19 protein-coding genes are annotated in these 25968 nt (G+C 41.5%); 16 read left to right on the plus strand and 3 right to left on the minus strand.

Features of this window, described 5'->3' with window-relative positions; all coding sequences use genetic code 11:
* Positions 1-156 precede the first annotated feature (156 nt).
* Positions 157-894 (minus strand): SDR family oxidoreductase, encoded by a 738-nt coding sequence (locus tag ACS5PU_RS11920; protein ID WP_439459390.1) that lies wholly within the window; start codon positions 892-894, stop codon positions 157-159.
* A 79-nt stretch (positions 895-973) separates the two neighbouring features.
* Between ACS5PU_RS11920 and ACS5PU_RS11925 the strand changes: the two genes are divergently transcribed.
* Complete coding sequence (locus ACS5PU_RS11925; protein WP_439459391.1) at positions 974-1354, plus strand: winged helix-turn-helix transcriptional regulator; 381 nt, start codon at positions 974-976, stop codon at positions 1352-1354.
* 91 nt (positions 1355-1445) lie between these two features.
* On the opposite strand, the gene ACS5PU_RS11930 is transcribed toward ACS5PU_RS11925, so the two are convergent.
* On the minus strand, positions 1446-1775 hold the full coding sequence (locus ACS5PU_RS11930) for a hypothetical protein (RefSeq protein WP_439459392.1): 330 nt from the start codon (positions 1773-1775) through the stop codon (positions 1446-1448).
* Between the two features lie 545 nt (positions 1776-2320).
* Between ACS5PU_RS11930 and ACS5PU_RS11935 the strand changes: the two genes are divergently transcribed.
* The 6 genes from ACS5PU_RS11935 to ACS5PU_RS11960 all read left to right on the plus strand — a co-directional run bounded on the left by ACS5PU_RS11935 (position 2321) and on the right by ACS5PU_RS11960 (position 14972).
* The gene (locus ACS5PU_RS11935) at positions 2321-5521 is read left to right on the plus strand and encodes a SusC/RagA family TonB-linked outer membrane protein (protein ID WP_439459393.1); all 3201 of its coding nucleotides are present in this window, start codon (positions 2321-2323) and stop codon (positions 5519-5521) included.
* A gap of 26 nt (positions 5522-5547) precedes the next feature.
* Positions 5548-7104, plus strand: a complete 1557-nt coding sequence (locus ACS5PU_RS11940; protein WP_439459394.1) for a RagB/SusD family nutrient uptake outer membrane protein — start codon at positions 5548-5550, stop codon at positions 7102-7104.
* 380 nt (positions 7105-7484) lie between these two features.
* On the plus strand, positions 7485-10628 hold the full coding sequence (locus tag ACS5PU_RS11945; protein ID WP_439459395.1) for a SusC/RagA family TonB-linked outer membrane protein: 3144 nt from the start codon (positions 7485-7487) through the stop codon (positions 10626-10628).
* An 11-nt stretch (positions 10629-10639) separates the two neighbouring features.
* Complete coding sequence (locus ACS5PU_RS11950; protein WP_439459396.1) at positions 10640-12523, plus strand: RagB/SusD family nutrient uptake outer membrane protein; 1884 nt, start codon at positions 10640-10642, stop codon at positions 12521-12523.
* A 292-nt stretch (positions 12524-12815) separates the two neighbouring features.
* The gene (locus tag ACS5PU_RS11955) at positions 12816-13865 is read left to right on the plus strand and encodes a LacI family DNA-binding transcriptional regulator (RefSeq protein WP_439459397.1); all 1050 of its coding nucleotides are present in this window, start codon (positions 12816-12818) and stop codon (positions 13863-13865) included.
* Between the two features lie 246 nt (positions 13866-14111).
* Positions 14112-14972: a polysaccharide lyase gene (locus ACS5PU_RS11960; RefSeq protein WP_439459398.1), complete on the plus strand. Its 861-nt coding sequence runs from the start codon at positions 14112-14114 to the stop codon at positions 14970-14972.
* 388 nt (positions 14973-15360) lie between these two features.
* Here ACS5PU_RS11960 and ACS5PU_RS11965 read toward each other — a convergent pair whose 3' ends face one another.
* The gene (locus ACS5PU_RS11965) at positions 15361-16548 is read right to left on the minus strand and encodes a chondroitinase-B domain-containing protein (RefSeq protein ID WP_439459399.1); all 1188 of its coding nucleotides are present in this window, start codon (positions 16546-16548) and stop codon (positions 15361-15363) included.
* 267 nt (positions 16549-16815) lie between these two features.
* On the opposite strand from ACS5PU_RS11965, the gene ACS5PU_RS11970 reads away from it, so the two are divergent.
* The 9 genes from ACS5PU_RS11970 (at position 16816) to ACS5PU_RS12010 (ending at position 25648) form a co-directional block, all read left to right on the plus strand.
* The gene (locus tag ACS5PU_RS11970) at positions 16816-17313 is read left to right on the plus strand and encodes a phosphoheptose isomerase (RefSeq protein ID WP_025142534.1); all 498 of its coding nucleotides are present in this window, start codon (positions 16816-16818) and stop codon (positions 17311-17313) included.
* 126 nt (positions 17314-17439) lie between these two features.
* Complete coding sequence (locus ACS5PU_RS11975; RefSeq protein ID WP_439459400.1) at positions 17440-18168, plus strand: acyl-CoA desaturase; 729 nt, start codon at positions 17440-17442, stop codon at positions 18166-18168.
* A 1017-nt stretch (positions 18169-19185) separates the two neighbouring features.
* A complete protein-coding gene (locus ACS5PU_RS11980; protein ID WP_439459401.1) occupies positions 19186-19515 on the plus strand; it encodes a DUF1475 family protein in 330 nt (109 codons plus the stop codon).
* A gap of 160 nt (positions 19516-19675) precedes the next feature.
* Positions 19676-20410, plus strand: coding sequence for a DUF1295 domain-containing protein (locus ACS5PU_RS11985; protein ID WP_439459402.1), 735 nt, complete (start codon positions 19676-19678; stop codon positions 20408-20410).
* 113 nt (positions 20411-20523) lie between these two features.
* Positions 20524-21552, plus strand: coding sequence for an SAM-dependent methyltransferase (locus tag ACS5PU_RS11990; protein ID WP_439459403.1), 1029 nt, complete (start codon positions 20524-20526; stop codon positions 21550-21552).
* A 106-nt stretch (positions 21553-21658) separates the two neighbouring features.
* Positions 21659-22903, plus strand: coding sequence for an NAD(P)/FAD-dependent oxidoreductase (locus ACS5PU_RS11995; protein WP_439459404.1), 1245 nt, complete (start codon positions 21659-21661; stop codon positions 22901-22903).
* A gap of 42 nt (positions 22904-22945) precedes the next feature.
* Complete coding sequence (locus tag ACS5PU_RS12000; protein ID WP_439459405.1) at positions 22946-23512, plus strand: four helix bundle protein; 567 nt, start codon at positions 22946-22948, stop codon at positions 23510-23512.
* A gap of 52 nt (positions 23513-23564) precedes the next feature.
* Positions 23565-24398: a DUF1365 domain-containing protein gene (locus tag ACS5PU_RS12005; RefSeq protein WP_439459406.1), complete on the plus strand. Its 834-nt coding sequence runs from the start codon at positions 23565-23567 to the stop codon at positions 24396-24398.
* A gap of 11 nt (positions 24399-24409) precedes the next feature.
* The gene (locus ACS5PU_RS12010) at positions 24410-25648 is read left to right on the plus strand and encodes a class I SAM-dependent methyltransferase (protein WP_439459407.1); all 1239 of its coding nucleotides are present in this window, start codon (positions 24410-24412) and stop codon (positions 25646-25648) included.
* The last annotated feature ends 320 nt before the right edge of the window (positions 25649-25968 follow it).

Below are 25968 nucleotides of genomic sequence, written 5' to 3' on the forward strand. Positions count from 1 at the left end.
GTAATTTATCCCTGAAGTTTGCGGGCAAACCTATAAAAGATTTTCTTTAGTGGTGGGGACAAAGTATTATTTAGCTTGCGTTGCTGGGCAGGTGTAGAGCTGTTAACTTTTTATCGCTATTTGCCAGAAAGTTAACAACTCTTATCGCCCTTTCGCTTACAGGCTCATGCCACCATCCATTATAATTTCGGCACCTGTAATAAAACTGGCTGCATCACCACAGAAATAAGCAACCATTTTGCCTACATCTTCTGCTGTTCCAATTTTTTTCAAAGGTACCCTTTCAATGATCCAGTTGTTTACTTCTACCAACTGTTCTTCAGTATAACTTTTGCTCATAATGGCTGTTGCAGTTGGTCCTGGGCTTACACTGTTAACACGGATTTTCCGTGGCGCTAGCTCGCTGGCGGCAATGCGCATTACCGCGTTTAAGGCTGCCTTGCCCGAAGAATAAATAGAACTGTTGGCCAAATTCATGCTGGCGGTGTTCGATGATAAGAACACAACAGAGGCCCCATCGTTCAAGAGCGGGATAAACCGGCTGAGCGTAAAATAGGCACCCTTAAAATTTACACCGATTACATGGTCAAAAGCTTCCTCGGTGGCATTTTCTACACTGGTATGTTCCAATACACCGGCATTGATAAACAAAATATCAATTTTGCCATAATCCTGCTCCACCTGTAAGGCCAGCTTTTCAATTTCAGCAACCTTTCCTTGATCGGCTATCATGCCTGTAACACCAAGTGCCGAGGCCGCCTCTTCAACGGCGTCTTTTCTTCTTCCGGTGATGATCACATCAGCCCCTTGTGCTTTCAATTCTATTGCAGCAGCAAAACCAATTCCACTGTTTCCTCCTGTAACCAGTGCTTTTTTCCCCTTTAAATAATCCATAAAAAAATATTTTTTTGTTTCAGCAAAATTAAAGCGATATTGGTATACTTTTGTAAGTAGTATAACGAAGTATACCAGTATGAGCGATGAACAGTTGTTAGCAAAATCGAAAGAAATCCTCTCCGAACCACGTAACCAGGATGAAGAAATACAGGCTTTACAGGATACCCTGTACGTTTTGAGCGGTAAATGGAAGATCCCGATCATTAATTCAATCTGCAACGGAAATCGACGGTTCCGTGACATTGAAAGAAGTATTCCGGGTATCACTACCCGCATGCTTTCTAAAGAATTGAAAGAAATGAGTGCCAACCAGCTTATTAAACGGACCGTTATTGATGATACGCCTGTGGTGATTGAATATTCGCCTACTGATTATTGTCACTCTTTTGGCAGCATTATTCTCGAAATGATTAAATGGGGCAAAGCGCACCGGCAAAGACTAAAGGAAAAAACTTAAAGGTTTTATTTCAAACCGATCAATTATCAGATACCAAAAAACCGGCATCAGAAAATCCGGTGCAGGTTTTTTGTTTTTATGGGGATGTCGATTATGATACTGTTTCTGGAGCAACAGTTTTATAACTTGCCGGATAAACCTTGCGGAACATGATATACGTTACCGCTACCATAATAAAAGCGATAACTGCATCTACTGTAGCGGCACCGCCAATAGCACTTAGTTTGGAGCAGAATACAAAGGCAATATCAAAAAATACACCCGCAAATACCCATTCTTTTGACCTCAAAAACCTGTTCGGGGTTAAGAGCACTGCTATATCCAATATTTTGGCTACCCCAAGCACATAAATAAAATAAGCTGGGTAACCAAGCTGTAAGCTAATATCCCAAACACCTACAAAAACGATTTGATAAGCCATTAAACTACGCATCTATTTCTTAGCTATCGATGCGCCAAGCCTCAAAAATTGAGCCTATTTTAAACGCCTCCTCTGCTCGAAAAAAAGATTAAAAAAAATCGATATTTTTTCAAAAAAATAGTAGGACTTTATTTAAGTTGCTGATTTTTAAAGTGTTTTGCTTTATTTTTTTATCTCTTTATACCGTGCGTTTATTCAAAAGTAATTGCGGCTGTAAAAGAAATCATACTGTAATCGGATTGATACGTTTAAGTAATTTATTGGACCGAAATTGTATTCTTGAATTTGTAATAAAATACTTAATATTGAATTGATAAATCGTTTTATCAACAACCAAATATGATCGTGAGTCTGGGCGTGCTGTCTTTTAGATAGTCAGTGGTGTATGTGTAGTCGCTATCGCTGTTCTGCAGTAATAATCATTACCCAATTGCACTATCTGCCATTTCCCTACACTACATTTTCTTGTTTTGGCAGTAAACTAAAACGTTTTATTTGTTTGAAGAAACAATTAATAACTAACCATTTACTAAACCTAAAACCTAATGAAAATTAATCTACTAAAGATTTCAGGGCTTTCTGTGCTTTTTTTGCTCAATAACCCTGCTTTTTCGATGAGTCCGGGGGGCGAAGAACCTGCTGGATTTTCTGCCAATAAGCTCCCACTGGCGCAGGTGCAGAGCCGAAAAGTCATTACCGGAACGGTATCAGACGAAAAAAACATGCCCATCCCGGGTGTAGGCGTCAAGAACATCACTTCTGGCAAAACATCGGTTACCAACGAAACGGGTAAATTCAGCATCGAGGCCAGTCCGAACGATGTGATCCGTTTTACCTACATCGGTTACCAGAGCAAAGATGTAACGGTTGGCAGTGATAACAACATCAACGTTAAATTAGCCCCTTCCGAAGCCAATAAACTGGATGAAGTAGTGGTAATCGGTTATGGTAGCGTTAAAAAAACAGATCTTACCGGATCTGTTGGTGTGGTAAAGGCGACCGAACTTCAGGAACGCCCAGCTTCGTCATTAAACCAGGCGCTGGCCGGCCGGATTTCGGGTGTGCAGGTAAACACCAACTCAGGCAGACCAGGCGGACAGACCAACATCAAAATCAGGGGATTTAGTTCTATCAACACCAGTAACAACCCGCTTTATGTGGTTGATGGTGTGGCATTGCCTGTGGGTTCTCAAACACAGAACAGTAACGCCATCGATTACATCAACCCAAGCGATATTGCCTCGGTAGAGGTTTTAAAAGATGCTTCTTCAACTGCAATTTACGGTGCAAGGGGAGCAAACGGGGTAATCCTCATCACCACAAAAAAAGGTACGGCCAATTCGCAGCGCATTACCTATGATGCAGAGTTTGGCATGAACACGCTGGCCGCACACCATGTAGAAATGCTCGATGCCTATGAATATGTTAAGGTTCAGGATCTGGCTTATGAGAACATCAAAGTTTACGATCCGGTAGGCTGGGCGGCCGGAAATTATGCCTCTACACCAGTGCCTAAAGCGGCCAGGATTGCTTTGCCGCAATTTTTCGACAGTAACGGAAATCCTTTGTACAATACTGATTGGTTAAAAGAATCTACGCAGCACAAACTTTCACAAAACCATCAGCTTGGTTTTACCGGCGGTAACGAAAACAGCACTTATGGTGTTTTTGCAGGTTATCGTGATGATCAGGGCTTATTGCTGAACTCTTATTTAAAACGTTACTCTGGCCGTTTCAATTTTGACAGTAAAATTAAGCCCTGGTTAAAAGTTGGCGGTAACCTGAGCTACAACAATCAGGATGAAAACATCGTAGATCAGGGAACAGGTGGATTAAACTCCGTTCGGATGATTACCGAAGCCTTTCCTTTTCTCCCGATTAAGCTGGCCGATGGCAAATGGGGCGATAACAAACTTATCCCATGGGCAGAGGGCGGATCGAACCCTGTACACATCCTAACCGATCAAAAATATGGTATAATTACACAAACAGCCCTCGGAAGTATTTATTCATCGATCAGCTTTAGCAAAGATCTGGAGTTCCGCACGCAGCTGGGTGCAAACATTGTAAGCCGCAACATTAATGAGTACAATGCCAAACAGTTATATGGCATATCGGATGGGCAGAACGGAACAGCCAACGTAACCGATGATCGGGAAACTTTCTGGTCGCTGGAAAATTATTTAACCTATAACAAGCGTTTTGCCGAATCGCATGCCATTAATGCTCTGCTCGGTATCTCGTGGCAGGCCACCAATTTCTTTAGCAACACCAGTCATGCAGAGAATTTTGTAACCGATTTCTACGGAAACAACAATATGGGGTCGGGCAGTAAATCCATTACTGTTGGCTCGAGCAGAAACCGCTCGGCCTTTAACTCTTACTTTGGAAGGTTAAACTATGCATTTAAGGATAAGTACCTGGTAACCTTTACCGGAAGGGTAGATGGATCGTCTAAATTTGGAGAGAACCACAAGTTTGCCTTTTTCCCATCGGCGGCATTGGCCTGGAAAGCTTCTGACGAGGAATTTTTAAAGGGAAACAAAACCATCTCTAACTTAAAATTAAGAACCAGTTATGGTTTGAGCGGTAATTCAGAGCTTCCGGCTTATCAATCGCTGGCCACATTGGTTAATAACTCGGCCATTATCAACGATAGCAGGGTTACTGGTATCGGTATCGGCAGGTTGGCAAATCCGGATCTGGTTTGGGAGAAAACCGCACAGTATGATGCCGGTATAGAACTTGGATTACTCAATAACCGCATTAACCTTGAGGCCGATGTGTATTATAGAAAAACTACCGATATGCTGCTGGATGCACCTGTACCGCGCAGTACCGGTTATGCCGTAATCAGAAAAAATGTTGGATCTATGCGCAACAAGGGTTTGGATCTGGGCATCAATACCGTAAACATCCAAACAGATAACTTTACCTGGAAAACCAGCTTCAACATTTCGCTTAACCGCAATAAGGTACTTGCTTTGGCCACACCAGATGATATTTTTGGTGTAGGTAACCCGAATTTTACCAACCAAACCGGTATTATCAGGGTTGGGCAGCCCGTAGGTTCATTCTGGGGGCTGGTACGCTTAGGCACCTGGAGCGAGGCCGAAAGGGCAGAGGCGGCTAAGTATGTAAGTTACCGTGGTGGTAAAACCCTGCTTCCGGGCGATATTAAATATTTAGATGTAAACGGCGACCGTGCCATTACCGATGCCGACCGTCAGATTATCGGTAACGGAACGCCAAAAGGATGGGGTTCATTCTCTAACGCTTTCCGTTATAAAAATTTAGATCTGATTGTTGAACTTCAATATTCGTATGGTAACGATGTACTGAACATGACACACCACTCGGGTGAGGACAGACAGGTACAGGCCAACAGTTTTGCCAGCGTGTTAGATGCCTGGACTCCCCAAAATCAAAATACACCAGTTGCGGCCATCAGAGATCAATCGGCCGGTTACGTAACCAATGTTGATACACGTTGGGTAGAAGATGGTTCTTTCATCCGCGGTAAAAACCTGTTGCTTGGTTACAACTTTAACAAAACGCTGGTAGAAAGACTGCGTTTAAACAAACTGCGTGTTTATGCATCGGTTCAGAATTTCTTCCTGGCAACAAAATATACCGGTAACGATCCGGAGGTTACCACCTACAGCAATGCATTTGCACAGGGCCAAACGTTTTTCGACTATCCAAAATCGACCACATTTACGGTAGGGCTAAACGTTGGATTATAAATATTAATTTAAGAAAGGATATCAAAATGAAAATCAACATAAAAAACATCACTGCTTTGCTATTGTTAAGCGGAGCCATAATCGGCAACTCGGGGTGTAAGAAGTTTTTAGATGAGACAGATCCAACCAATCTATCTCCCAACAGTTTTTATACCCTGCCCGAACATGCTGAGGCAGGTATTGCGGCAGTTTATGCAGAAATTAGGTTTATAGGCGGTGGAGCAGGTATTTTTTCCAACAACTGGCAGATGCTCGATGCGCCAACCGGTATACAATCAACCGAAACGGCGCAGAATTCTGATCTGAACAACCTGTACTCACTTATTTACGATGGAACCAACCTGCATGTTAACCAGAACTGGAATGGTTTTTATAAGGTAATTGCTCAGACCAATCTGGTACTGGATAAAGTTCCCGGTATTAGCCCGATGGATAATGCACAGAAAAAACGGATTTTGGGCGAAGCATCCTTTTTGCGTGCCTGGGCCTATTTTTACCTGGTGCGTTTGTGGGGCGATGTGCCTTTGATCACCAAACCGATCAGCAGTCCTAACGACCCTAATTTTGCCCCTTCCAGAACACCACAGGAGCAGGTTTACAAGCAGATTGTTGATGATCTTGTTTCTGCTGAAGCGGCAGGCCTTCCTTTTATGGATGCCAGTGGAAGGGTTTCAACAGCTGCAATTAAATCGGAACTGGCCAAAGTATACCTTACCATGGCCGGGCAGCCGCTTAATAAAGGTACTGCTTATTATAAACTGGCTGCCGATAAGGCGAAAGAGGTAATTGATTATGCCACTGCAAATCCGGCTTCACTTGGTTTGTTTGCAACATACGGCGCCATACACGATGCCAAGAACGACAATAAGGTAGAGCATTTGTTTGGTATTCAGTATAACGATGCCGCTGGAGCAGGCAATCCATTGCAATCTTCCTATCTGCCTTTGCACCAACCTTTGGTTTCTAAAATCGATGGGATCGGTACATCAATTCCTACAGCAGATTTTTATGCATCGTACGAAGCCGGAGATTTGAGGGCAAAAAACAGGGATGGTTATTTCTTTACCGATTACTATACCGACGGTTTTAAAATGCCTTTGATTAACCGTGGCAAGCCTTATATTTTTAAGCATTTCGATTTAATTGCCAACGGTACACTGGGAACAGAAGGAACCAGCCGTAGCGACCTGAACATTCCGCAGATCCGCTATGCAGAAACCCTGCTGATTTATGCAGAAGCACAGAACAGGGCCGATGGATCGCCAAATGCTGCGGCCTATACTGCGGTTAATGCCATTAGAAAAAGAGCACAGCTTGCCGATTTAGCCGGGTTAAGCCAGGTGCAGTTTGAAGAAGCCGTTTGGAGAGAGCGTTGGCACGAGCTATGTTACGAAGGCATTATCTGGTTTGATATGGTACGCTTGCGTAAAGTATACAATGAGGGCACCAATGGCTTCGATAATTTTGTAGGGCACGTTAACAAAAGCGTAAACCAGGCTCTGCAAACCAAAAACCTGCTTTTCCCTATTCCTACATCAGAAATAAAGAACAACCCAAAACTTACCCAAAATACGGGTTATTAACGCTTTGTTGGTTAGTTTAGTGAGGGTGTCCCAATTTTTTGGGCACCCTTTTTTTGTCTGATGGTACTTGGTTTTGATGTACCCCTGCAAATTTAAGCCAGTAAATTTTGGTAGGGTACTGCCAGGCACCAATTTATTACATCGTTGGAAATTCAATTCAAGGCCTGTTTTGAACTTATTCGGATCATAGTTTTTTATTTCAGGCCGTGATACCTTTTATATTAGATAAAATAAATCTAACCAAATCATCCAAGTTTATGAGTAAATCTACATGCCCGTATTTTTGCGCCATTCAATTGCTTTCTGGCTAAAGTGCTCCATTTAAGTTGGTCTTTCTCAACCAATTTCAATCCTAACTAATCAATTAACCAAAATAACTTATGAGTAAAATTTACAATAAAAGAGCAGTATTGCTGTACCTCGGGCGTGCCTGTGCAGGTAGGGCAAAAATTTTAGCTGTTTCGCTCCTCGCTTTGTTCTGGAGTATCAATGCTTTTGCCCAAACTACCGTCGTGGGTACCATTAAAGATAATAAAGGCACAACACTGCCCGGTGTAAGTGTAAGGATCAAAAACAGTCAGGTAGGAACGCTAACCGATGCAGCCGGTAAATACAGCATAAAAGTGCCTGATGGCAGCCAAACATTAGTATTCACGTTTATTGGTTTTACCACACAGGAAGCCTCCATAAACGGGCGCAGCACCATCAACATTACAATGGAGGATGGTACCCAGGGACTTAATGATGTGGTGGTAATCGGTTACGGTACCGTCCAGAAAAAAGATGTTACCGGAGCCGTTTCGAGTATTAAGGCTACGCAACTGGAAAACGAAAATCCGAACAGTGTTACCGATATTTTAAGGGGCAACATACCAGGCTTAAGTGTGGGTTTTAATAACAGTGCCAAAGGTGGTGGCGATTTGTTGGTACGTGGAAAAACAACCTTAACCGGTACTACCACGCCCCTGATTGTATTGGACGGTGTTATTTTTATTGGTCAGCTGTCGGATATCAATCCCAACGATATCGAATCTGTTGACGTACTGAAAGATGCAAGCTCGCTGGCGGTTTATGGTGCAAAGGCAGCCACCGGCGTAGTGGCCATTACCACTAAAAAAGGAAAAAGTGGTTCGCCTACCATTACCGTAAACACAAACTTCGGAATGGCTACCCTGGCCAAAGATCAGCCGGTTTACGATGGACCGGGCTTTTTAAACTGGCGTGCAGATGTACAGCGGAGCGGTGGGGTTAATCCACCTTACATTTACAACGACCCTAACAACCTGCCCGAAGGCATAACGCTTACACAATGGCTAAATGGCCAAACCACTACCAACCCTACCGATTTGTGGTTAACCCGGCTTGGGCTTTTGGCCAACGAAAAGGCTAACTATTATGCCGGCAAAACAACAGACTGGTACGATATGCTTTTTGTTACCGGCCAGCGGCAAGATCATACCTTGAGCCTCAGCGGTAAAAAAGAAGAACTTACCTACTACATGTCTTTAGGTTACCTTAAAAACGAAAGCATTATTGCAGGTGGCGGATTCAGTACATTTAGAACCAGGCTGAACCTGGAAGGAAAAGCAGCCAAATTTTTAACGCTGGGCATTAACATACAGTTTGCCGACCGCGATGAGGGCGCAATAGAAGCACAATGGAGCCAGCTACCAGATTTATCCCCATACGGCGATTTTTATAATGCGGATGGCTCATTGAGAAGAATCCCTACAGACGACAATGGCCTTAACGCCCGTAACCCTTTTCTTGATCGGACCTATAATGCAAGGCTACAGAAACAGAGTACACTCTTTGGCAGTATTTACAGCAAGGTACAGTTGCCTTTTGGCATTAGCTATCAGGTAAATTTTAGCCCTGGTTTAGATCAGTACCGTACCTTTAACCATCAATCTTCTAAAAACCCCAATGTTACCATTCCGGGCGGCTCTGCCCAACGGGCTCAAGAAACCCGTTACAACTGGCAACTCGATAATCTCTTAAAGTGGAATAAAACCTTTGCTAACGATCATAGTGTGGATGTAACCCTATTGGCCAATTCAGAGAAATATTCTACCTGGTATACCATTTCTGGCAACGAAGGTTTTGCACCAACCGATGTACTGGGCTACCATAACCTGCAGAGCGGTAACAAACCTACGGTAAGCAGCGATGATAAGGTTTACACCGGCGACGCCCTGTTGGCCAGGTTAAATTATTCTTATAAAGGCAGGTACGCCTTTACCGGCTCTATCCGCCGCGATGGCTATTCGGCTTTTGGTGCCTCAAAAAAACGGGCTAATTTCCCTGCTGCCGCCATTGCATGGACACTTAGTGAAGAAAATTTTATGAAATCGGTTAAATGGATCGATTTTATCAAACTGCGTTTATCTTATGGTATTAACGGTAACCGCGAAATAAGGGATAACAACAACGTAATTGATCCTTATGTAGCCATACAGACCTTGGATGGTGGTAAATACCAAACGGTTAATGGCAGCGGTACACCCGGCGAGGTGAATACCGTTGTAAACAACTCGAGGCTTGGAAATACCAATTTGGAATGGGAAAAAACCAAATCATTGAACTTAGGTTTGGATTTTGGCTTTCTGGGTAACAGGATTAACGGATCAATTGATGTGTACGATAAAAAAACATCCGATCTTTTAATCGGTCAATCTTTGCCAAACGTATCGGGTTATGCCAACGTTATTGCCAATTTGGGCCGTGTAAACAATAGGGGTATCGAGCTTGGTTTAACCAGCAAGAATATTACCGGCGGTAACATTACCTGGAATACTTCAGTTAATTTTTCGCTCAACCGCAATAAAATCGTCACGCTGGCTGGCCCGAATGACGATCTCGGAAATGGATGGTTTATCGGAAAAGATATTGATGTAATTTGGGAGTATAAAATATTGGGCATATGGCAGGAAAATGAAGTGGCAGAAGCCAATAAATTTAACAAAGGGATAAAGCCCGGCGATTTTAAACTGTTGGATGTAGATGGAAACTATGCTTACAACGATCTGGATAAACAGTTTATCGGCTACAGGAGCCCACGCTTTAACTGGTCGCTGCGCAATGATTTCAATATCTATAAAAACTTCGATTTTTCTTTCCAGTTGGTATCCAGCTGGGGCCAGCAACGAACCGATAACCAGGCCAAAAACCAACCCGGAAGTGTAGGCTTTGGCCGATCGAGCTCTTATGTTGTGCCTTACTGGACATCGGCCAACCCGATTAACGATTATGCACGCTTAAGCTCAGGCCTTAGTGGTACCAGTTTTAACGTATACCGCAAAAGTTCGTACATCAGGTTAAATACCATTGCACTGGCCTACAGCGTGCCGAAGGATATACTGGCCAAATTTAAGGTGCAGGGAGCAAAAATATATGCCAATGTAAGCAATGCCGGGGTTTATGCGCCTAACTGGAACCAGTGGGACCCTCAAACGGCAGATGCAAATGGAAACCCGGTTCCAACACCAAGAATTTACACCTTCGGGCTGAATGTTACCTTTTAAAAATGAAGCAGATGAATAACCTATATAAAAAAATAATTCCATTTGTGGCCTTGGCTGTAATGGTTTCGGCAAATGGATGTAAAAAATCAAATCTCGATTCAGAATTATTGTCTAAGCTCGAACCAGGCACCGCTTTAACCAATCTGGCTTCTATGAAGGCCGCCCTCGCCGCCATTGGCTCCAATGTACGCCGCGAATTTACGGGCGATATGGCGCCCATTGTAACCGAATCTATATTTTCGGAAGTGGCGGTTGATGGCACAACTGATAAAAGTACGCAGGCACAGGATATGGACACCCGCGTAACGCCCGATGCCAATCTGGATAATCCGGATTTTAACAGGATAGGTTTTTACTGGACGGAAGGTTTTAAGGGCATCCGCTATGCCAATACCATTATTACCTATATCGATAATGTAACCTTTAAAGATGCTGCCGAAAAGAATGCCATATTGGGTTCGGCCTATTTTTACCGTGCCTATTATTATTACCGTTTGGTACACCAGTTTGGCGATGTGCCCTTAAACTTAAAAGATATTACCGCACCTAAACTCGATTATTACTCTACCAAACGCGAAGTAATCTTAAAAAAGATGCAGGAAGACCTCCTTTTTGCCGAGCAATGGGTAAGCGATAACGTAGATCGTGGAGAAGTAACCAAAGGCGCATGCAGTCATTTATTAACCAAGGTAAACCTGGCCCTGGGCGATTTTGATGCCGCCATTACTGCTGCAAACAACGTAATTAACAGTGGCAAATATGCACTAATGAGAACCCGTTTTGGCAGTACAGCTGGCGATGTCACTAAAAATGTGGTCTGGGACCTGCATAGAATGGATAATAAAGCCATTGCGGCCAACCGCGAAGCACTTTTCTTAACCATTGATAGGGAAACCCTAGCCGGTTTTACCGAACTGGGCTCGCAGGTAATGCGTAACTGTGTACCTGCATGGCACTTTGCCAACTTAAAAACCCCATCGGGCACAACCCAGGCCATTGTAGATGGCGTGAATGCCGAAATTCCTTTAACCCTGATGTATGGAAGGGGAATTGGCCGTTACCGGGGTACCGCTTACAGTACCAAAAACATATGGACAGATAATACCGATTACCGCCACGCCCCGGGCATGTGGATGAACATGACCGATCTGGTATACAACAACCCTGCAATTAAAACGGCAAGCAATGTGTCCGAAAGGGCGCTGTATGGTAAACCTTTGGTTGATATGACCCCGGCCAATATGAACAACATGTTCTTGAACAAAGGTTTGGATACCATCCGCCATTTTTTTGGCTGGCCACATTATAAAACCTTTATCAATTCTACCAACGCACTTGCTGTTGATAAATATTGGTCGCCACCAAGGGGAACCAATACAGATTGGTATATTTTCCGACTGGCAGAAACTTACCTGTTAAGGGCAGAAGCCTATTACTGGAAAGGTAACCTGGCCTTGGCTATGGCCGATTTAAATCAGGTACGCTCGCGGGCTAATGCAGCCTTGCTTACTGATGCCTCTGCCATAACCATCGGAACCATATTGGATGAAAGAGCAAGGGAGCTTTATTACGAAGAACCGCGTAAAACAGAACTTACCCGTATTGCCTATATTTTTGCCATGACCGGAAAACCGGCCTATAATGGTAAAACCTATACGCTCGCAGCATTTTCGGATAACAATTTCTTTTACGACCGGATTATCGAAAAAAATGATTTTTACCGGAATAAAGTGCCCACAATATCGGGTGTGAATTTTAAAATTTCGCCATACCATGTACTTTGGCCGGTGCCTGCAACTGCGCAGCGGTTTAATACCGAAGGCCATATTAATCAGAACAAGGGATATACCGGATATGAAACCAATGTTCCCCCGCTCGATAAAATTCCTTTTTAAATCATATCGTCCCGTTGATAAAAGGAAGCACTATGTAGAAAATAAGTTCGATTAATAACATGTCTTCTATTGGTGTTTAGACTCAATAGCATGACGAAGGCTTTAAGCTAAAGGGCAAAAAAATGAATAATGGACAAGATTACTTAATCGAAATCACGTTAAAAACATGACGGAAATGCTTAATAAATTGTTGGTTTGATAATGTGCCGGAGTGGTTGTTCGCCGCTCTGGCCATTTTTTGATCAAATTTTCCGCACTAAAAAGTTGTAACGCATTTAAACATCCGCTGCTTATGGAAAATAAACCAGTTACATTAAAACTGATTGCAAAAGAATTAAAGCTTTCTATTTCAACGGTTTCTAAATCTTTAAAAGATTATCCTCGGATTAAAGAAAGTACCAAACTGCGCGTAAAGGAACTGGCCGCAAGGTTAAACTTTACCCCCGATATTTCGGCTTTAAGGTTAAGAGACCGCAAATCAAGGATCATCGGTATTATTTTGCCCAATCTTTCCGACCATTTTTTTACCCGTAGTATTTACGGCATGGAGCGGTTGGCAACCACAAACGGTTACAATATCATCATCAGTCAATCGCACGATAAATTTGAACTGGAAGTTACGGCGGCCGCCACTTTACTGGGCTCGAGGGTTGATGGATTAATTGTAGCCATTTCTAAACAAACATCAGATTTTACCCATCTCGATCAATTTGAGAAAATCGGAATTCCGGTAGTGTACTACACGCGCAATCCCAGTTTTAACCTCAATTGCCACAAAGTGCTGGGCAATACCCATCAGGGCTGTTATATGGCTACCGAATACCTTATTAACAGGGGGCATAAAAGGGTAGCTTACCTTGGCGGGCCCAAAATGGTCAACTTTAGCCACGATCGTTTTTCGGGTTACATCAATGCCCTGAAAGATAATGGTATTCCGTTTAATGCGGAGCATGTGGCCTACACCGACTTTGATGATGAAAATACCCTTTTGGCCATTAAAAACCTGTTCAGCGATCCTGAAAATGGTCCTACTGCTTTGGTTGCTTTCAAAGAAAAACTGCTTTTCGATACCATCAAATTTTTAAGGTCGATTGAGCACCCCGCCCATAAAAAACTAGAGTGCATAGGCTTTGGCAACGATCCAATAATTGCTTACCTCAGTTCGCCCCCAATTGCCTCTATTGAAGAAAATCCGGAGTCGTTGGGCGAGCAGGCCGTTATCCTGTTGGTGAAGCTCATTAATGGCGATATCAGTACCAACGATTATAAAAAGGTAATTGTGAACTGCAATTTAAAAGTACATGAAAGCCCTTCGCTAGCAGGCACCAAATTGGCTGAGTAACGTGAGTGTAAGGTAAATATTTCAATCGTTGTAACTGCAGGTTAATGGGTTTTTCGGATTTTTGATACACTTACCGTCTGTTTGTGTTTACAATTATGATTAGGTTAGTTATCAGATAATTGCTAACCAAAAAAAGAAAAACAACCTCATTAACATCTGGCAATAAACTATCCAGGATAGGGTGTTGCCCCTCAACAGAAAAACTAACCAAATTAAAAACCAAAAAAAAATAACATGAGCCAAAAAATGAATTTAACACATTTTATTGCATCCCTAGTGCTTATACTTTCGGTAAGCTTATCGGGCTGTAAAAAGAACGGAACCGAATCAAAAGAAGATGTTCAGCCCGAAAATATTCCCGCAAAAGCAGGTGCAGTAACCGAAGCTTATCCCAGTAACATCAATACCGGTTTTAACCATGCCGATGGACCTTATTCTTACAGCGAGGCCAGTGCCGATTTCGGCAGTGCAAATTTAACCGGCTGGAACGAAGATCGGGCTTATATTTCGGGCAACTGGGCCCGCGCCACCCTGGCACCAAATTCGGTTTCTAACGGATTGATTGCCGGTGCCGATATCTCTGACGGTTCTGCTTACGAAGCTACTTTTAAAGTCCGTTTCCACAGCCAGTTCGATTGGAGCAGGGGCGGCAAGGTGGGTTTTGGCTTTCTGATCGGCGAAGGAAATACAGGTTGCGATATTGCCAGCGATGGTAATGGCGGAAGCTTGCGCTTAATGTGGTACAATACCGGAAGCCGCGTGTTTTTTCAACCATATGTGTACCATAGGGATATGGCCGGCCCATGTGGCGATACGTTTGGAAAATCTTACCCTTCATCGGGCAGCTTGGTTAAAGGCGATACCTATACCGTTCATTTATATGTAAAAAGCAACACCGGATCGAATAAAAATGGATGGGTACAGGTGCTTATTAACGGCACGACCGTACTCGATCAATCTATCCGCTGGACAACCAACGACGCGCAAAGATTAATCAACAGGTTATCTTTCCACAATTTTAGGGGTGGAAAAGATGTGGCGGTTTGGGGTTCAAGCCAAACCAGTTACATTTACTTTGATGACCTTGTGGTAAATAAAGTTCAGTAAGGCATATGTGCCAAACCCTAATTGAAGGCTGAAACAGCTCAAAATGGATTGGGAACCTTAATGTATAACATGCTTTAAGGTTCCTATCTCTTTGTTACGCTGCTCATCAAAACACAAACATTTGTTCCAGTATCCTTGACCAATCGTCAATTGTAGCTAAACATAGCGCACTGTACGCTGACCAATTGACAGTGGAAGCAAATCTATCGTGCTGTACGCCTCGCAATTGGTAGTGGAAGGCTCACAGCCGATGCTCGCCACTCCGCAATCGATATTTACAACCCTGCAATCGATATTGGCAAGCTGGAAATGGATACTGAACTTAAAGCATAGGTCTAGATAAGCCAAACATATCATGCTATTTCTCCAGCAGATGCCCCAACTCAGTTTACTGATTCAAAACCTCAGTTTTAACGTTTTTAAAGATATTGGCCGTGATGCTGTTATCGAAAGGAGCAACATTCTGCATTACCGGCGAAGGATACCGCTTCGTATCAAATTTCCCTGTCCAATCCGCATTTTTGCTATCGCCTACCAATATGCCTGTGGTAGCGTTCGATATCCTGTTGTTTTTGAGGATACAATTACTGGCCGCGATATAAAAACCTATCTCATCCTTGCCCTTTGCCATGCCGTACATTAACCTTATGGCGGTGGCAATGCCATCTATTTTATTGTTGATAAGCTGATGCCCAGTGCCATTGATACGGATACCGCCTGTGCCGCCTTTAAAAGTATTGTTGGAAATGATACAATCGTGGCCTCCACGCATTACCAGTTCACCGTCATTGTTTTCAAAATAGTTGTTGATGTATTTGTTGCCGCTGCTTTTATTGCTGATTACTTCATTTTCTCCATTGCAGTGGATAAAAGTATTTTGCTGCACGGTAGTTTCCGGGCGCTGGTTTCCCAATAACACCGGGTCTTGGCCCACCTGCACACATTCGCCCCCATTGCCGTTTTTCCAGCTTACCCTTGCCTTATTGCTAAACCGGTTGTTTTGGATCAGCGTAAACTTCGGGAACGATTCTTTGGTAACCTTTACCTGCACGTCCTGATTATCGATGTTCGATATAAAACTGCAATATGATATGCTGTTCGAACTGCCCTTCCCAGCAATAATTACCAAAGGTGAAAACTGTACTTTAGCCTGGTTATCTGAAAAATTACAATCCTCAATACGGCAGTTGAAGGTTTGGTTAAGCTCAATCAGGGTGCCCGTGTTCCCAGCCTCTTTCTCCAGTATGCAATTTTTAAAATGTATACCTTTAATCAGGATATAATTTCCCGAAACCATAAATATTGCTTTGACCACCCGTCCCGAAAAAATTACTTTGCCCGGCTTTTCTGCCCGTATTACAATCGGTTTTTCAGCAGTACCACTGTTGCCGATCTGTAACGACCAGTTGGTATAATTTCCATTTTTAATACTTACCTCATCACCCGGCAGCAACGAGGCTTGGATGGTTTTAAATTCATTTTCGGTACTTACAGTATAAACTTTAGCCGATATTTTTTGACTGAAAGCCAGAAATAAGAAAATATAAATGGTTAGTTTTTGGATCATTTTGGCCATAAAAAGAATGTTTACCAAACATACTAAAGCCCTGCCAGATATGGAGTTTAAAAAGGTTTAAATGTGTGTTTTACATAAACTCTTTACAGAATTGCGTTGTATTAACCTGAAATTTATTTACGCTGGTTTTTAGGTTTTTAAAAAATAAAAAGCCCGAATGACCTTTTTTAATTTATTAGGCTTATTTTTGCCGCAATTGCAGCGCCACATCAAAAAAAAGCGAAGCATATTAACCGAGATAATCATTAGAAAACAAATATTTTATCAATGACAAACGACAAAAAAGAAATATTCGAAAGCGTAGCACAACGTTTAAAAATTGAAGGTTTTAATGTAGTTAACCGCGATGAAACCCGTCCGTGGGGTGGTTTTTTTGTAATAGACGAAGCACAGGCGCAACAGTTTGCCGATACTTATTTTGATGGATTAAATGTTGAAGACCTTAAAATTGGTGGTAAATTAAGCCCGAAAATCTTAATTGTAGCGCCAAATACCCGTCTTTCTTGGCAATATCACCACCGCAGAGCCGAAATTTGGCAGGTAGTTACCGGTACCGTAGGTATTAAAACCAGCCAAACAGATGAAGAAGGTGAAGTTAAAAAATACGCACCTAAAGATCAGATCAAATTACAACAAGGCGAACGCCACCGTTTAATCGGTTTAGAAGACTGGGGTGTAGTAGCTGAAATCTGGCAGCATACTGATGCTTCAAATCCATCAGATGAAAGCGATATTGTTCGTGTTCAGGACGATTTCGGTAGATAATATTTTTTAGCTGTATTAACTGGTAATGGGTTGATACAGCTAAATCCTTTCCTTTAATAGGCAGTGAAATATCTGCTTAAAAACTAAACGCGCTCATTCTTCGTTTATTAAGTATACCTATCATACATGATTATCCTCATATTTTTTCTTTGTCATTGGTTTTTGTCCCTGTTTAGCCAAACCTTTTTCCTTCACCGTTACTCATCGCACAAGATGTTTAAAATGGAGCTTTTTTGGGAACGGTTTTTCTATCTGGTACTTTTAATCTCGCAGGGTTCATCGTTCTTGAATCCGAGGGCTTATGCCATTTTACATAGAATGCACCATGCTTACAGTGATACAGAGAAAGATCCGCACTCACCTCATTTTTTCAAGGATGTTTTCGGGATGATGATTGCAACAAAGAACATGTATCTGAACTACCTTAAATACAAAATAGAGCCCGAACCTGCTTTCCGGGGTAACTATCCAGAGTGGCCATTAATTGATAGAATTGGCGATTCGTGGTTTTGGAGAATTGGCTGTGGTTTATTTTATATCGGTTTTTATGTTGCTTTTGCCAACCACTGGTGGATGTTTATTTTATTGCCTATACACTTTTTGATGGGCCCTCTACATGGCGCAATTGTTAACTGGTGCGGACATAAATATGGTTATGCTAACCATGATAATGAAGATCACAGTAAAAACTCTTTACCGTGGGATTTCTTATTGATGGGCGAACTTTTTCAGAACAACCACCATAAAAAACCAAATAGTCCCAACTTTGCTACCAAATGGTGGGAATTTGACCCAACTTATCCGGTAATGAAAGTATTGCACTGGATGCGCATCATTAAAATCAGGAAAGTTTAGGTAAGGTTAAAGGCTGAAGGTTAAAGGTACATATTGCATGGAATTACAACGTCATAGGCTGTGTCCTCGCTGACTCATCCATGGTCTGTGTCCCCACAGACCATCAAGCTTATATCTTAACGCCATACCTTTCAAATCTTTTCCCGGTATACTGCCAAAACATTTTTTTGCCACGGAAGCACGGAAAACACGGATAAACCCGACACCATGGTCTTTGTCCCCACAGACCATTAAATTAATCCATATTCAAAGCTTATATTATTATTCCGTGTGTACCTAAGCAGAAATAAAACACTCGCATGTATCAGCGTAAGCCAGCGTTCCTTTTTCTGCGGCCTCTGCGTGAAATAGCTCATCCATGGTCTGTGTCCCCGCAGACCATCAAGCTTGTGTCTTAACGCCAAACCTTTCAAATCTTTTCCAGATATACTGCCAAAACATTTTTTTGCCACGGAAGCACGGAAAACACGGATAAACCCGACACCATGGTCTGTGTCCACACAGACCATCAAGCTTGTGTCTTAACGCCATACCTTTCAAATCTTTTCCCGGTATACTGCCAAAACATTTTTTTGCCACGTAAGCACGGAAAACACGGATAAACCCGACACTGACACCATGGCCTGTGCACCCACAGACCATCAAGCTTGTGTCTTAACGCCATACCTTTCAAATCTTTTCCAGGTATACTGCCAAAACATTTTTTTGCCACGGAAGCACGGAAAACACGGATAAACCCGACACCATGGTCTGTGTCCCGACAGACCATCAAGCTTGTGTCTTAACGCCATACCTTTCAAATCTTTTCCAAGTATACTGCCAAAACATCTTTTTTGCCACGGAAGCACGGAAAACACGGATAAACCCGACACCATGGTCTGTGTCCCCACAGACCATTAGTTGGTTATTACTCAAAAGTTCTGCAATCATTTCGCTGATCACGAAACCTTAAAATAAAATCCTTTTTACCTAACTTACCGTATATACCACAACCTTTTTTAAATTAAAATCCATCCGATGATTAATTTCCTCAAAATTGTTTTCTCCGCTTTACTTGTTTTTATGTGCTATAAGGTAATTTCTACTTCTTTAGAGAGCAACCTTTTCGAACAATGGGATTTTCTGGGCAGCATCCCCTGGATGCGGGCCACACTTTGGGATTTTTATGCTAACATCTTCATTATCACCCTCTGGATGTTTTATAAGGAAAAAAGCATTATTCTTAAAATCTCTATTACAATTTTGTTCGTATGTTTAGGTAGCATAGCAACCTTGGCCTATGTTTTAGTGCATTTATTCAAACTAAAAGATGGCGAAGGTGTTAAAGAATTGCTTAGTAAGGTATAAGGCGTAGGGTTTAATGTGTAGGTGGCTTTACTGAGCGTTTATTAACGCTGGCTTATTTTGGCTTTTGGGCCTTAAACTTTTTACCTTAAACCTTATGCCTCTCCAAATCGGACATCTACTATTCATTGCTCTCATCTCATTAATTGCCTGTTGCCTAATAATGGCTATCGTTTGGCTTTGGGCCAAGAAAATAAAAAACGCTGGCGTTGTTGATGTTTTTTGGGCATTAAACTTTCCGGTAATTACATTGATTACCTTTCTGCTGTCAGATGGCTATGAGCCACGTAAAATCTTAATCTGCGGAATGTTTTTAGTGGCCGAGCTGCGTTTGGGTATCCATCTTTGGCAACGTGTTATCGGGCATTTAGATGAAGAAGAAGGAAGATATGAGCAGCTCCGTAAAGAATGGGGCGATAAGGCCGACCGTAATTTCTTCGTGTTTTTTCAGTTTCAGGCCATATCAAATGTAATACTGGCTGTTCCGTTTTTTATTATAACGGCAAACCAATCGCAGGCAATTTCCATCTTAGAATTTATTGGTGCAGTGGTGTGGGTAATTGCTTTCTTCGGAGAGATGATTGCCGACCGACAGCTTGCTGCGTTTAAAAAAGACCCAAGCAATAAAGGTAAGGTTTGCGATACAGGCCTATGGTACTATAGCCGCCACCCAAATTATTTTTTTGAATGGTTAACCTGGATGGGCTATTTTATTTTTGCCCTTGCATCACCTTGGGGCATATTGGCCATCATCAGTCCGGCCATTATACTCTATTTATTAACCAAGGTTACTGGGGTTCCCAACAACGAAGAACAGAACCTGCGGAGCAAACCCGTAGCTTATCAAAAATATCAACAAACAACAAGCGCCTTTTTTCCATGGAAGAAAAAGAGGTAAAATGGAAAATGTAAGGCGGATGATAGACCGCAAAACTCGCAAATCCATCATACGTTTTACACCGTAAATCAACCATTTTCCATCTTACATAATTCCATTTTACATTCCAACATATGTGGTACGATAAACTTTTAGAAAACGACAAACTTCCTGATACGGCATTGCGTATCGGCATTAGAAAATTATGCAAGCAGCGCTTGGCTGATGAAACTCTGGGCAATGAAGAGTTACAGCAGGAGAAATTTATGGATCTGGTTGCCGAACTGAAACAATCGCCCATTGCTGTACACACGGCAGATGCGAATGAGCAGCATTATGAGCTTCCGACCGAATTTTTTCAATATTGCTTGGGTAAGCACCTCAAATACAGCAGCGGTTATTGGAAACCTGGCGTGAAAGATATTGATACCTCAGAAGAAGATATGCTGGCGCTGACCTGCAAAAGGGCCGACCTGCAGGAGGGGCAGAATGTTTTAGAACTGGGCTGCGGTTGGGGGTCGCTTTCGCTTTACATGTCGGCAAAATTTCCGAAAAGTACATTTACCGTTGTATCCAATTCGGCCACACAAAAGGTTTTTATAGATGAAACCGCAAAACAGCGAGGCATTCAGAATTTAACGGTGCTAACAGCCGATATGAACACCTTTACCATTGCCGATAAATTTGATCGGGTAGTTTCGGTAGAGATGTTTGAACACATGCGCAATTATAAATTTTTGCTGAATAAGGTAGCTTCGTTTATGAAACCTGATGGCAAATTGTTTGTGCACATTTTTACGCACAAAACCTTGGCTTATAAGTTTGAAGTGATTGATGAAACCGATTGGATGAGCAAATACTTTTTTACCGGTGGCATTATGCCTTCTAACCATTTGTTCTTTTACTTCAACGATGATCTGAAAATTGATAAACATTGGGTGGTAAACGGAACCAACTACGGTAAAACATCAGAAGCATGGTTGAGCAATATGGATAAGCACAAAAATGAAATCATGCCTATTTTAGAACGTACTTATGGTAAAGATCAGGCGGTAAAGTGGTGGGTGTATTGGAGGTTGTTTTACATGTCGTGCGCCGAACTGTTTAATTATAACAAAGGGAACGAATGGATGGTATGCCATTATTTGTTTCAAAAGGTTTAAGGCATATGGTTTAAGGTGTAGGGTATAAGGCTTAATATCTGTCTTATATCTTGTGTCTCACATCTAAAATCTCCTATCACACATCTAATATCTCAACTCTATTACAATGCAAAAACTCGCCATAATTGGCTCCGGAATAGCGGGCATGGGCTGCGCCCATAAACTGCAGCACCAATATGATATTACCCTTTTCGAAGAACTGGACTATATTGGTGGCCATACCAATACCATTACCTTAGAAGAAGATGGACAGCCCATTTACCTGGATAGCGGCTTTATGGTTTTTAATTATGAAACCTATCCCAACCTGACAGCAATGTTTGCAGAGATTGATGCACCCGTAATGAAAACGGATATGTCTTTCAGTGTTCAGTTTCTGCCTAAAAAACTGGAATATAGTGGCTCGAGTTTAAAGCATCTTTTTGCGCAACGGAAAAACCTGTTCAACATCCCTTATTTAAAAATGTTGATGCAGATTAATAGGTTCAATAAACAGAGTATCGAAATTTTGGATAAACCTGAATACCAGGATTACTCGATAGGTAGGTTTTTTAAAGAATTTGGATACAGCGATGATATGCTCTGGCAATACCTGATCCCGATGAGCGCTGCGGTTTGGAGTGCCCCCATGGAGCAGATTTTAGACTTCCCGGCGGTAACACTGATCAGGTTTTTTAAAAACCACGGTTTTCTCGGCTTAAACACCCAGCACCAATGGTATACTTTAAAAAATGGAAGTCAGGCCTACCGTGAAAAACTGATCGCTCCGTTTAGGGACAGGATAAAAATCAACAACAAAATCGTTTCGGTGCGGCGTTTAACAAACGGAAAAGTGGAAGTAGAAAACGCAAAAGGAGAAAAGTTTGAGTTCGACAAGGTAATTATGGCCAGTCATGCCGATCAGACTTTCGAAATCGTAAAAGATAAAACAGCCCTTGAAACCGAATTGCTTTCTAAATTCAAATATCAGTTAAATAAGGCTGTGGTACATACCGATGAAGAACAGATGCCAAAGGCGAAACTAGCCTGGAGCAGCTGGAATTATCGGGTAGAGAAAAAGGGCGACAAATTATGGCCAAGCACCATTTACTGGATGAACAGTTTACAGGGTGTTTCTAAAAAGACCAATTACTTTGTTTCCATTAACCCTACCGATACACTAAATCCTGAAAAGGTAATTAGGGAAATCGATTATCATCATCCTTTATTTGATGTTCCGGCAATGCAGGCACAAGAGCAGCTCCATAAATTAAATGAAAATGGGCCTATTTATTACTGCGGAAGTTATTTTAAATATGGATTCCATGAAGATGCTTATAAAAGTGCGGTTGAGTTGTGTGAGGGGATGTAGGATGTAATAGGGAAGATGGAAGAGGGAGAAAAATAATGTGAAATGAAAGATGGGAAATTTAATATAAAAGTTGAGATGAAAATAACAAGAGTGATTAATTCCCCCGTCCGCGATTTTACATTAACCGTTTTAGGTCAGACATCATCCATTTTACGCTATCTGTTTTCCATATTTCATCCTCCGTTTTCCATATTTTTATTATCTTTAGTTAAATCATCCTTAGAAACTTTACAGATTAAACTTTTTAAGATGAACGAAAAAACAATTCAATTACTAGAAAGAACATTCCGCTTTGGTGTGGATGTTCTTAAATTTTTAAGCACACTTCCCTATCATTTTATCTACAAAGTTCCAATGTTGCAACTGAGCAGGAGCGCAACATCCATTGGAGCAAATTATGAAGAGGCACAAGGCGCAGTAAGTAAGAGGGATTTTAGCCATAAAATAGGAATATCCTATCGAGAAGCCAGAGAGAGTGTTTATTGGTTGCGAATATTGGATGAGCTTTATCTGGATGATAAATATCAAACAGATTTCGAAAAATTTAAAACGGAAGCTGCAGAACTAAAAAAAATATTTGGCTCCATTAAAATTTCATCAAGTAAATAATCCGTATTTAACATTATGATCCATTTATTCCATCTGCCATTTTAGTCCGTAAATGAAAAATACATCATCCATTTTACATATTACATCAAATATATACACCGCAAAGGTGATGCACCATCGCCTGGCTCCCAAAAAGCATTCTTTTTGGTATAGGGTATATATGTTTTACATTGATTTGGATGAGTTGGAGCTGTTAGACAAAAAACTTCGCTGGTTTGGCTATAACAAATTTAACCTCTTTTCATTTAGGGACAGTGAACACCTTCAATTGCCCAAAGAAAATCCAGATAAGACCAAAAACACACGGCAGCACCTAACAGATTATTTAAAGGAAAATGGCGTTGATGCTGCTCCATTGAAAATAAAACTGCTCACTAACCTCAATGTTTTAGGTTATAATTTTAATCCAGTTTCTTTTTATTACTGCTTCGATCAAACGGGCGCGTCGGTATGTTGCGTTGCCGAAATCAGTAACACTTACCGCGAAATGAAACTTTTTTTCTTCGGAAAAGACGAATTGCAGGGAGATACCTTTAAAAAAATTACCACTAAATATTTTTATGTTTCGCCCTTTATCGATCATGATGATTCATTCGATTTTAAACTGAAAGTACCTACTGATACGCTGGAAATTAAAATTGATGACCTGGATAAGAACGGCAATCTGTTTTTTATCAGTACTTTAAAAGGAGAGTCGAAACCACTTACCACCCGGAATATGCTGAAATATTTTTTCGCTATTCCGTTAATTCCGTTGCAGATTATGGGGATGATACACTGGCAGGCTTTTAAGCTGTGGGTAAAAAAAATACCTTTTCACCCAAAAGCCGAAAACCCTGAACTGCAACGTAACGTATATAAGCCATATAAACCGCAAATTAAATAGATACTAAAATTATGAATACGCTTGCCGCTACCAAAACATCAAGGGGTTTTTTCGAAAAAGTGGTGCTTAATGCACTCGCTAAAATGAATTTGGGAAAATTAGAACTTTCAATGCCAAGTGGAGAAACACTGATTTTTGGAAACGGTGACGGTAAAATTGAAGCCAATATCCAGGTAAATCACCCCGATTTTTTTAAATCAATTGCCTTATACGGAGATGTTGGTTTTGGCGAGGGCTATACTTCGGGCCTTTGGGATACCACAAATATTACCAATGTAATTAAATGGGTAATCCTCAATATCGAAAACGCACCATCGGTAACCGGAAGCAAAGTTAAATCTGTTGCCCTGAACATTTTTAAGTGGGTAAACAAAATTTACCATGTAAAAAGGGCAAATACCCTGGCCGGATCGCAAAAGAATATTGCTGAGCATTACGACCTGAACAACGATTTTTTCGCTACGTTTTTGGATAAAACCATGACTTACTCGAGCGGCTATTTTTTAAATGAAAATGTTAACCTCGAAGATTCACAATACGCCAAGTACGACCGCTTAGCAAAGCAGTTGAAAATAAAATCGACTGATCATGTACTGGAAATTGGAAGTGGATGGGGTGGAAATGCAATTTTTCTGGCCAAAAAGTATGGGTGTAAAGTTACTTCGGTAACTATATCCAAAGAGCAGCAGAAACTGGCCATTGAGCGTGTTTATGCCGAAAGATTGGAAGATAAGGTTTCAATCATCATACAGGATTACCGCAATATTGAAGGTACATACGATAAAATTGTTTCAATAGAAATGCTAGAGGCTGTGGGTCACCAATACCTCGAAACCTATTTCGAAAAGTGCCAGGAGCTTTTAAAGCCAGATGGTATCTTTGCTTTTCAGGTAATTACTTCGCCTGATTGCCGTTACGATAAACTGCGCAATGGGGTAGATTGGATCCAGAAACATATTTTTCCGGGTTCATTGCTTCCTTCAGTAGCCGCAATAAATAAAGCCATAAACCGGACTGGTGACTTAACCATGGTTGATTTGAAAGATATGGGACTGGATTATGCACGCACCCTTCATTTATGGTTCTTAGAATTTAATAAAAACCTTGATAGGGTTAAGGCTTTAGGTTTCGATGAAACTTTTATCCGCAAGTGGAACTATTATTTAAATTATTGCGAGGCAGCTTTTGCCATGCGCAATATTAATGTGATGCAAATGGTTTATTCGAGGCCTAATAATACTTCTAGGTAGGCTTGTGTATGGTGAGATAGATGATATGTAATTTTGCACTACCTATAAAATTTTTAGATTGTTGAAAGTCTTGGCACCCCGCTAAGACTTTTTTTGTAAGCTCTTGCCTCATGAGAATTGCTGTGCAAGGCTGTAATCAGGCTTTATTTGTTTCTTCAACCGAAGAAAAGATAAGTTGACGCTTTCTTGTTCTGTATGTAGTTAATCTTCTTAAGCGCTGTATTAAAACCCGATAAGCTTAAGGGTAAGATTGCCTGTTTCAAAAATGGTATGGGAATTTCACCGATAAAAGTGTGATCTTTGCCGGTCAAACCTTACAA

Source organism: Pedobacter sp. GSP4, assembly GCF_051857575.1.
Taxonomy (GTDB): Bacteria; Bacteroidota; Bacteroidia; order Sphingobacteriales; family Sphingobacteriaceae; genus Pedobacter.

Coding starts and splice junctions, on each gene's coding strand:
- ACS5PU_RS12000 (WP_439459405.1), top strand. CDS start 22,946: ATGAAAGATGGGAAATTTAATATAAAAGTTGAGATGAAAATAACAAGA.
- ACS5PU_RS11965 (WP_439459399.1), bottom strand. CDS start 16,548: ATGGCCAAAATGATCCAAAAACTAACCATTTATATTTTCTTATTTCTG.
- ACS5PU_RS11985 (WP_439459402.1), top strand. CDS start 19,676: ATGGCTATCGTTTGGCTTTGGGCCAAGAAAATAAAAAACGCTGGCGTT.
- ACS5PU_RS11990 (WP_439459403.1), top strand. CDS start 20,524: ATGTGGTACGATAAACTTTTAGAAAACGACAAACTTCCTGATACGGCA.
- ACS5PU_RS11930 (WP_439459392.1), bottom strand. CDS start 1,775: ATGGCTTATCAAATCGTTTTTGTAGGTGTTTGGGATATTAGCTTACAG.
- ACS5PU_RS11950 (WP_439459396.1), top strand. CDS start 10,640: ATGAATAACCTATATAAAAAAATAATTCCATTTGTGGCCTTGGCTGTA.
- ACS5PU_RS12005 (WP_439459406.1), top strand. CDS start 23,565: ATGAAAAATACATCATCCATTTTACATATTACATCAAATATATACACC.
- ACS5PU_RS11960 (WP_439459398.1), top strand. CDS start 14,112: ATGAATTTAACACATTTTATTGCATCCCTAGTGCTTATACTTTCGGTA.
- ACS5PU_RS12010 (WP_439459407.1), top strand. CDS start 24,410: ATGAATACGCTTGCCGCTACCAAAACATCAAGGGGTTTTTTCGAAAAA.
- ACS5PU_RS11945 (WP_439459395.1), top strand. CDS start 7,485: ATGAGTAAAATTTACAATAAAAGAGCAGTATTGCTGTACCTCGGGCGT.
- ACS5PU_RS11970 (WP_025142534.1), top strand. CDS start 16,816: ATGACAAACGACAAAAAAGAAATATTCGAAAGCGTAGCACAACGTTTA.
- ACS5PU_RS11995 (WP_439459404.1), top strand. CDS start 21,659: ATGCAAAAACTCGCCATAATTGGCTCCGGAATAGCGGGCATGGGCTGC.
- ACS5PU_RS11925 (WP_439459391.1), top strand. CDS start 974: ATGAGCGATGAACAGTTGTTAGCAAAATCGAAAGAAATCCTCTCCGAA.
- ACS5PU_RS11940 (WP_439459394.1), top strand. CDS start 5,548: ATGAAAATCAACATAAAAAACATCACTGCTTTGCTATTGTTAAGCGGA.
- ACS5PU_RS11955 (WP_439459397.1), top strand. CDS start 12,816: ATGGAAAATAAACCAGTTACATTAAAACTGATTGCAAAAGAATTAAAG.
- ACS5PU_RS11920 (WP_439459390.1), bottom strand. CDS start 894: ATGGATTATTTAAAGGGGAAAAAAGCACTGGTTACAGGAGGAAACAGT.
- ACS5PU_RS11935 (WP_439459393.1), top strand. CDS start 2,321: ATGAAAATTAATCTACTAAAGATTTCAGGGCTTTCTGTGCTTTTTTTG.
- ACS5PU_RS11980 (WP_439459401.1), top strand. CDS start 19,186: ATGATTAATTTCCTCAAAATTGTTTTCTCCGCTTTACTTGTTTTTATG.
- ACS5PU_RS11975 (WP_439459400.1), top strand. CDS start 17,440: ATGATTATCCTCATATTTTTTCTTTGTCATTGGTTTTTGTCCCTGTTT.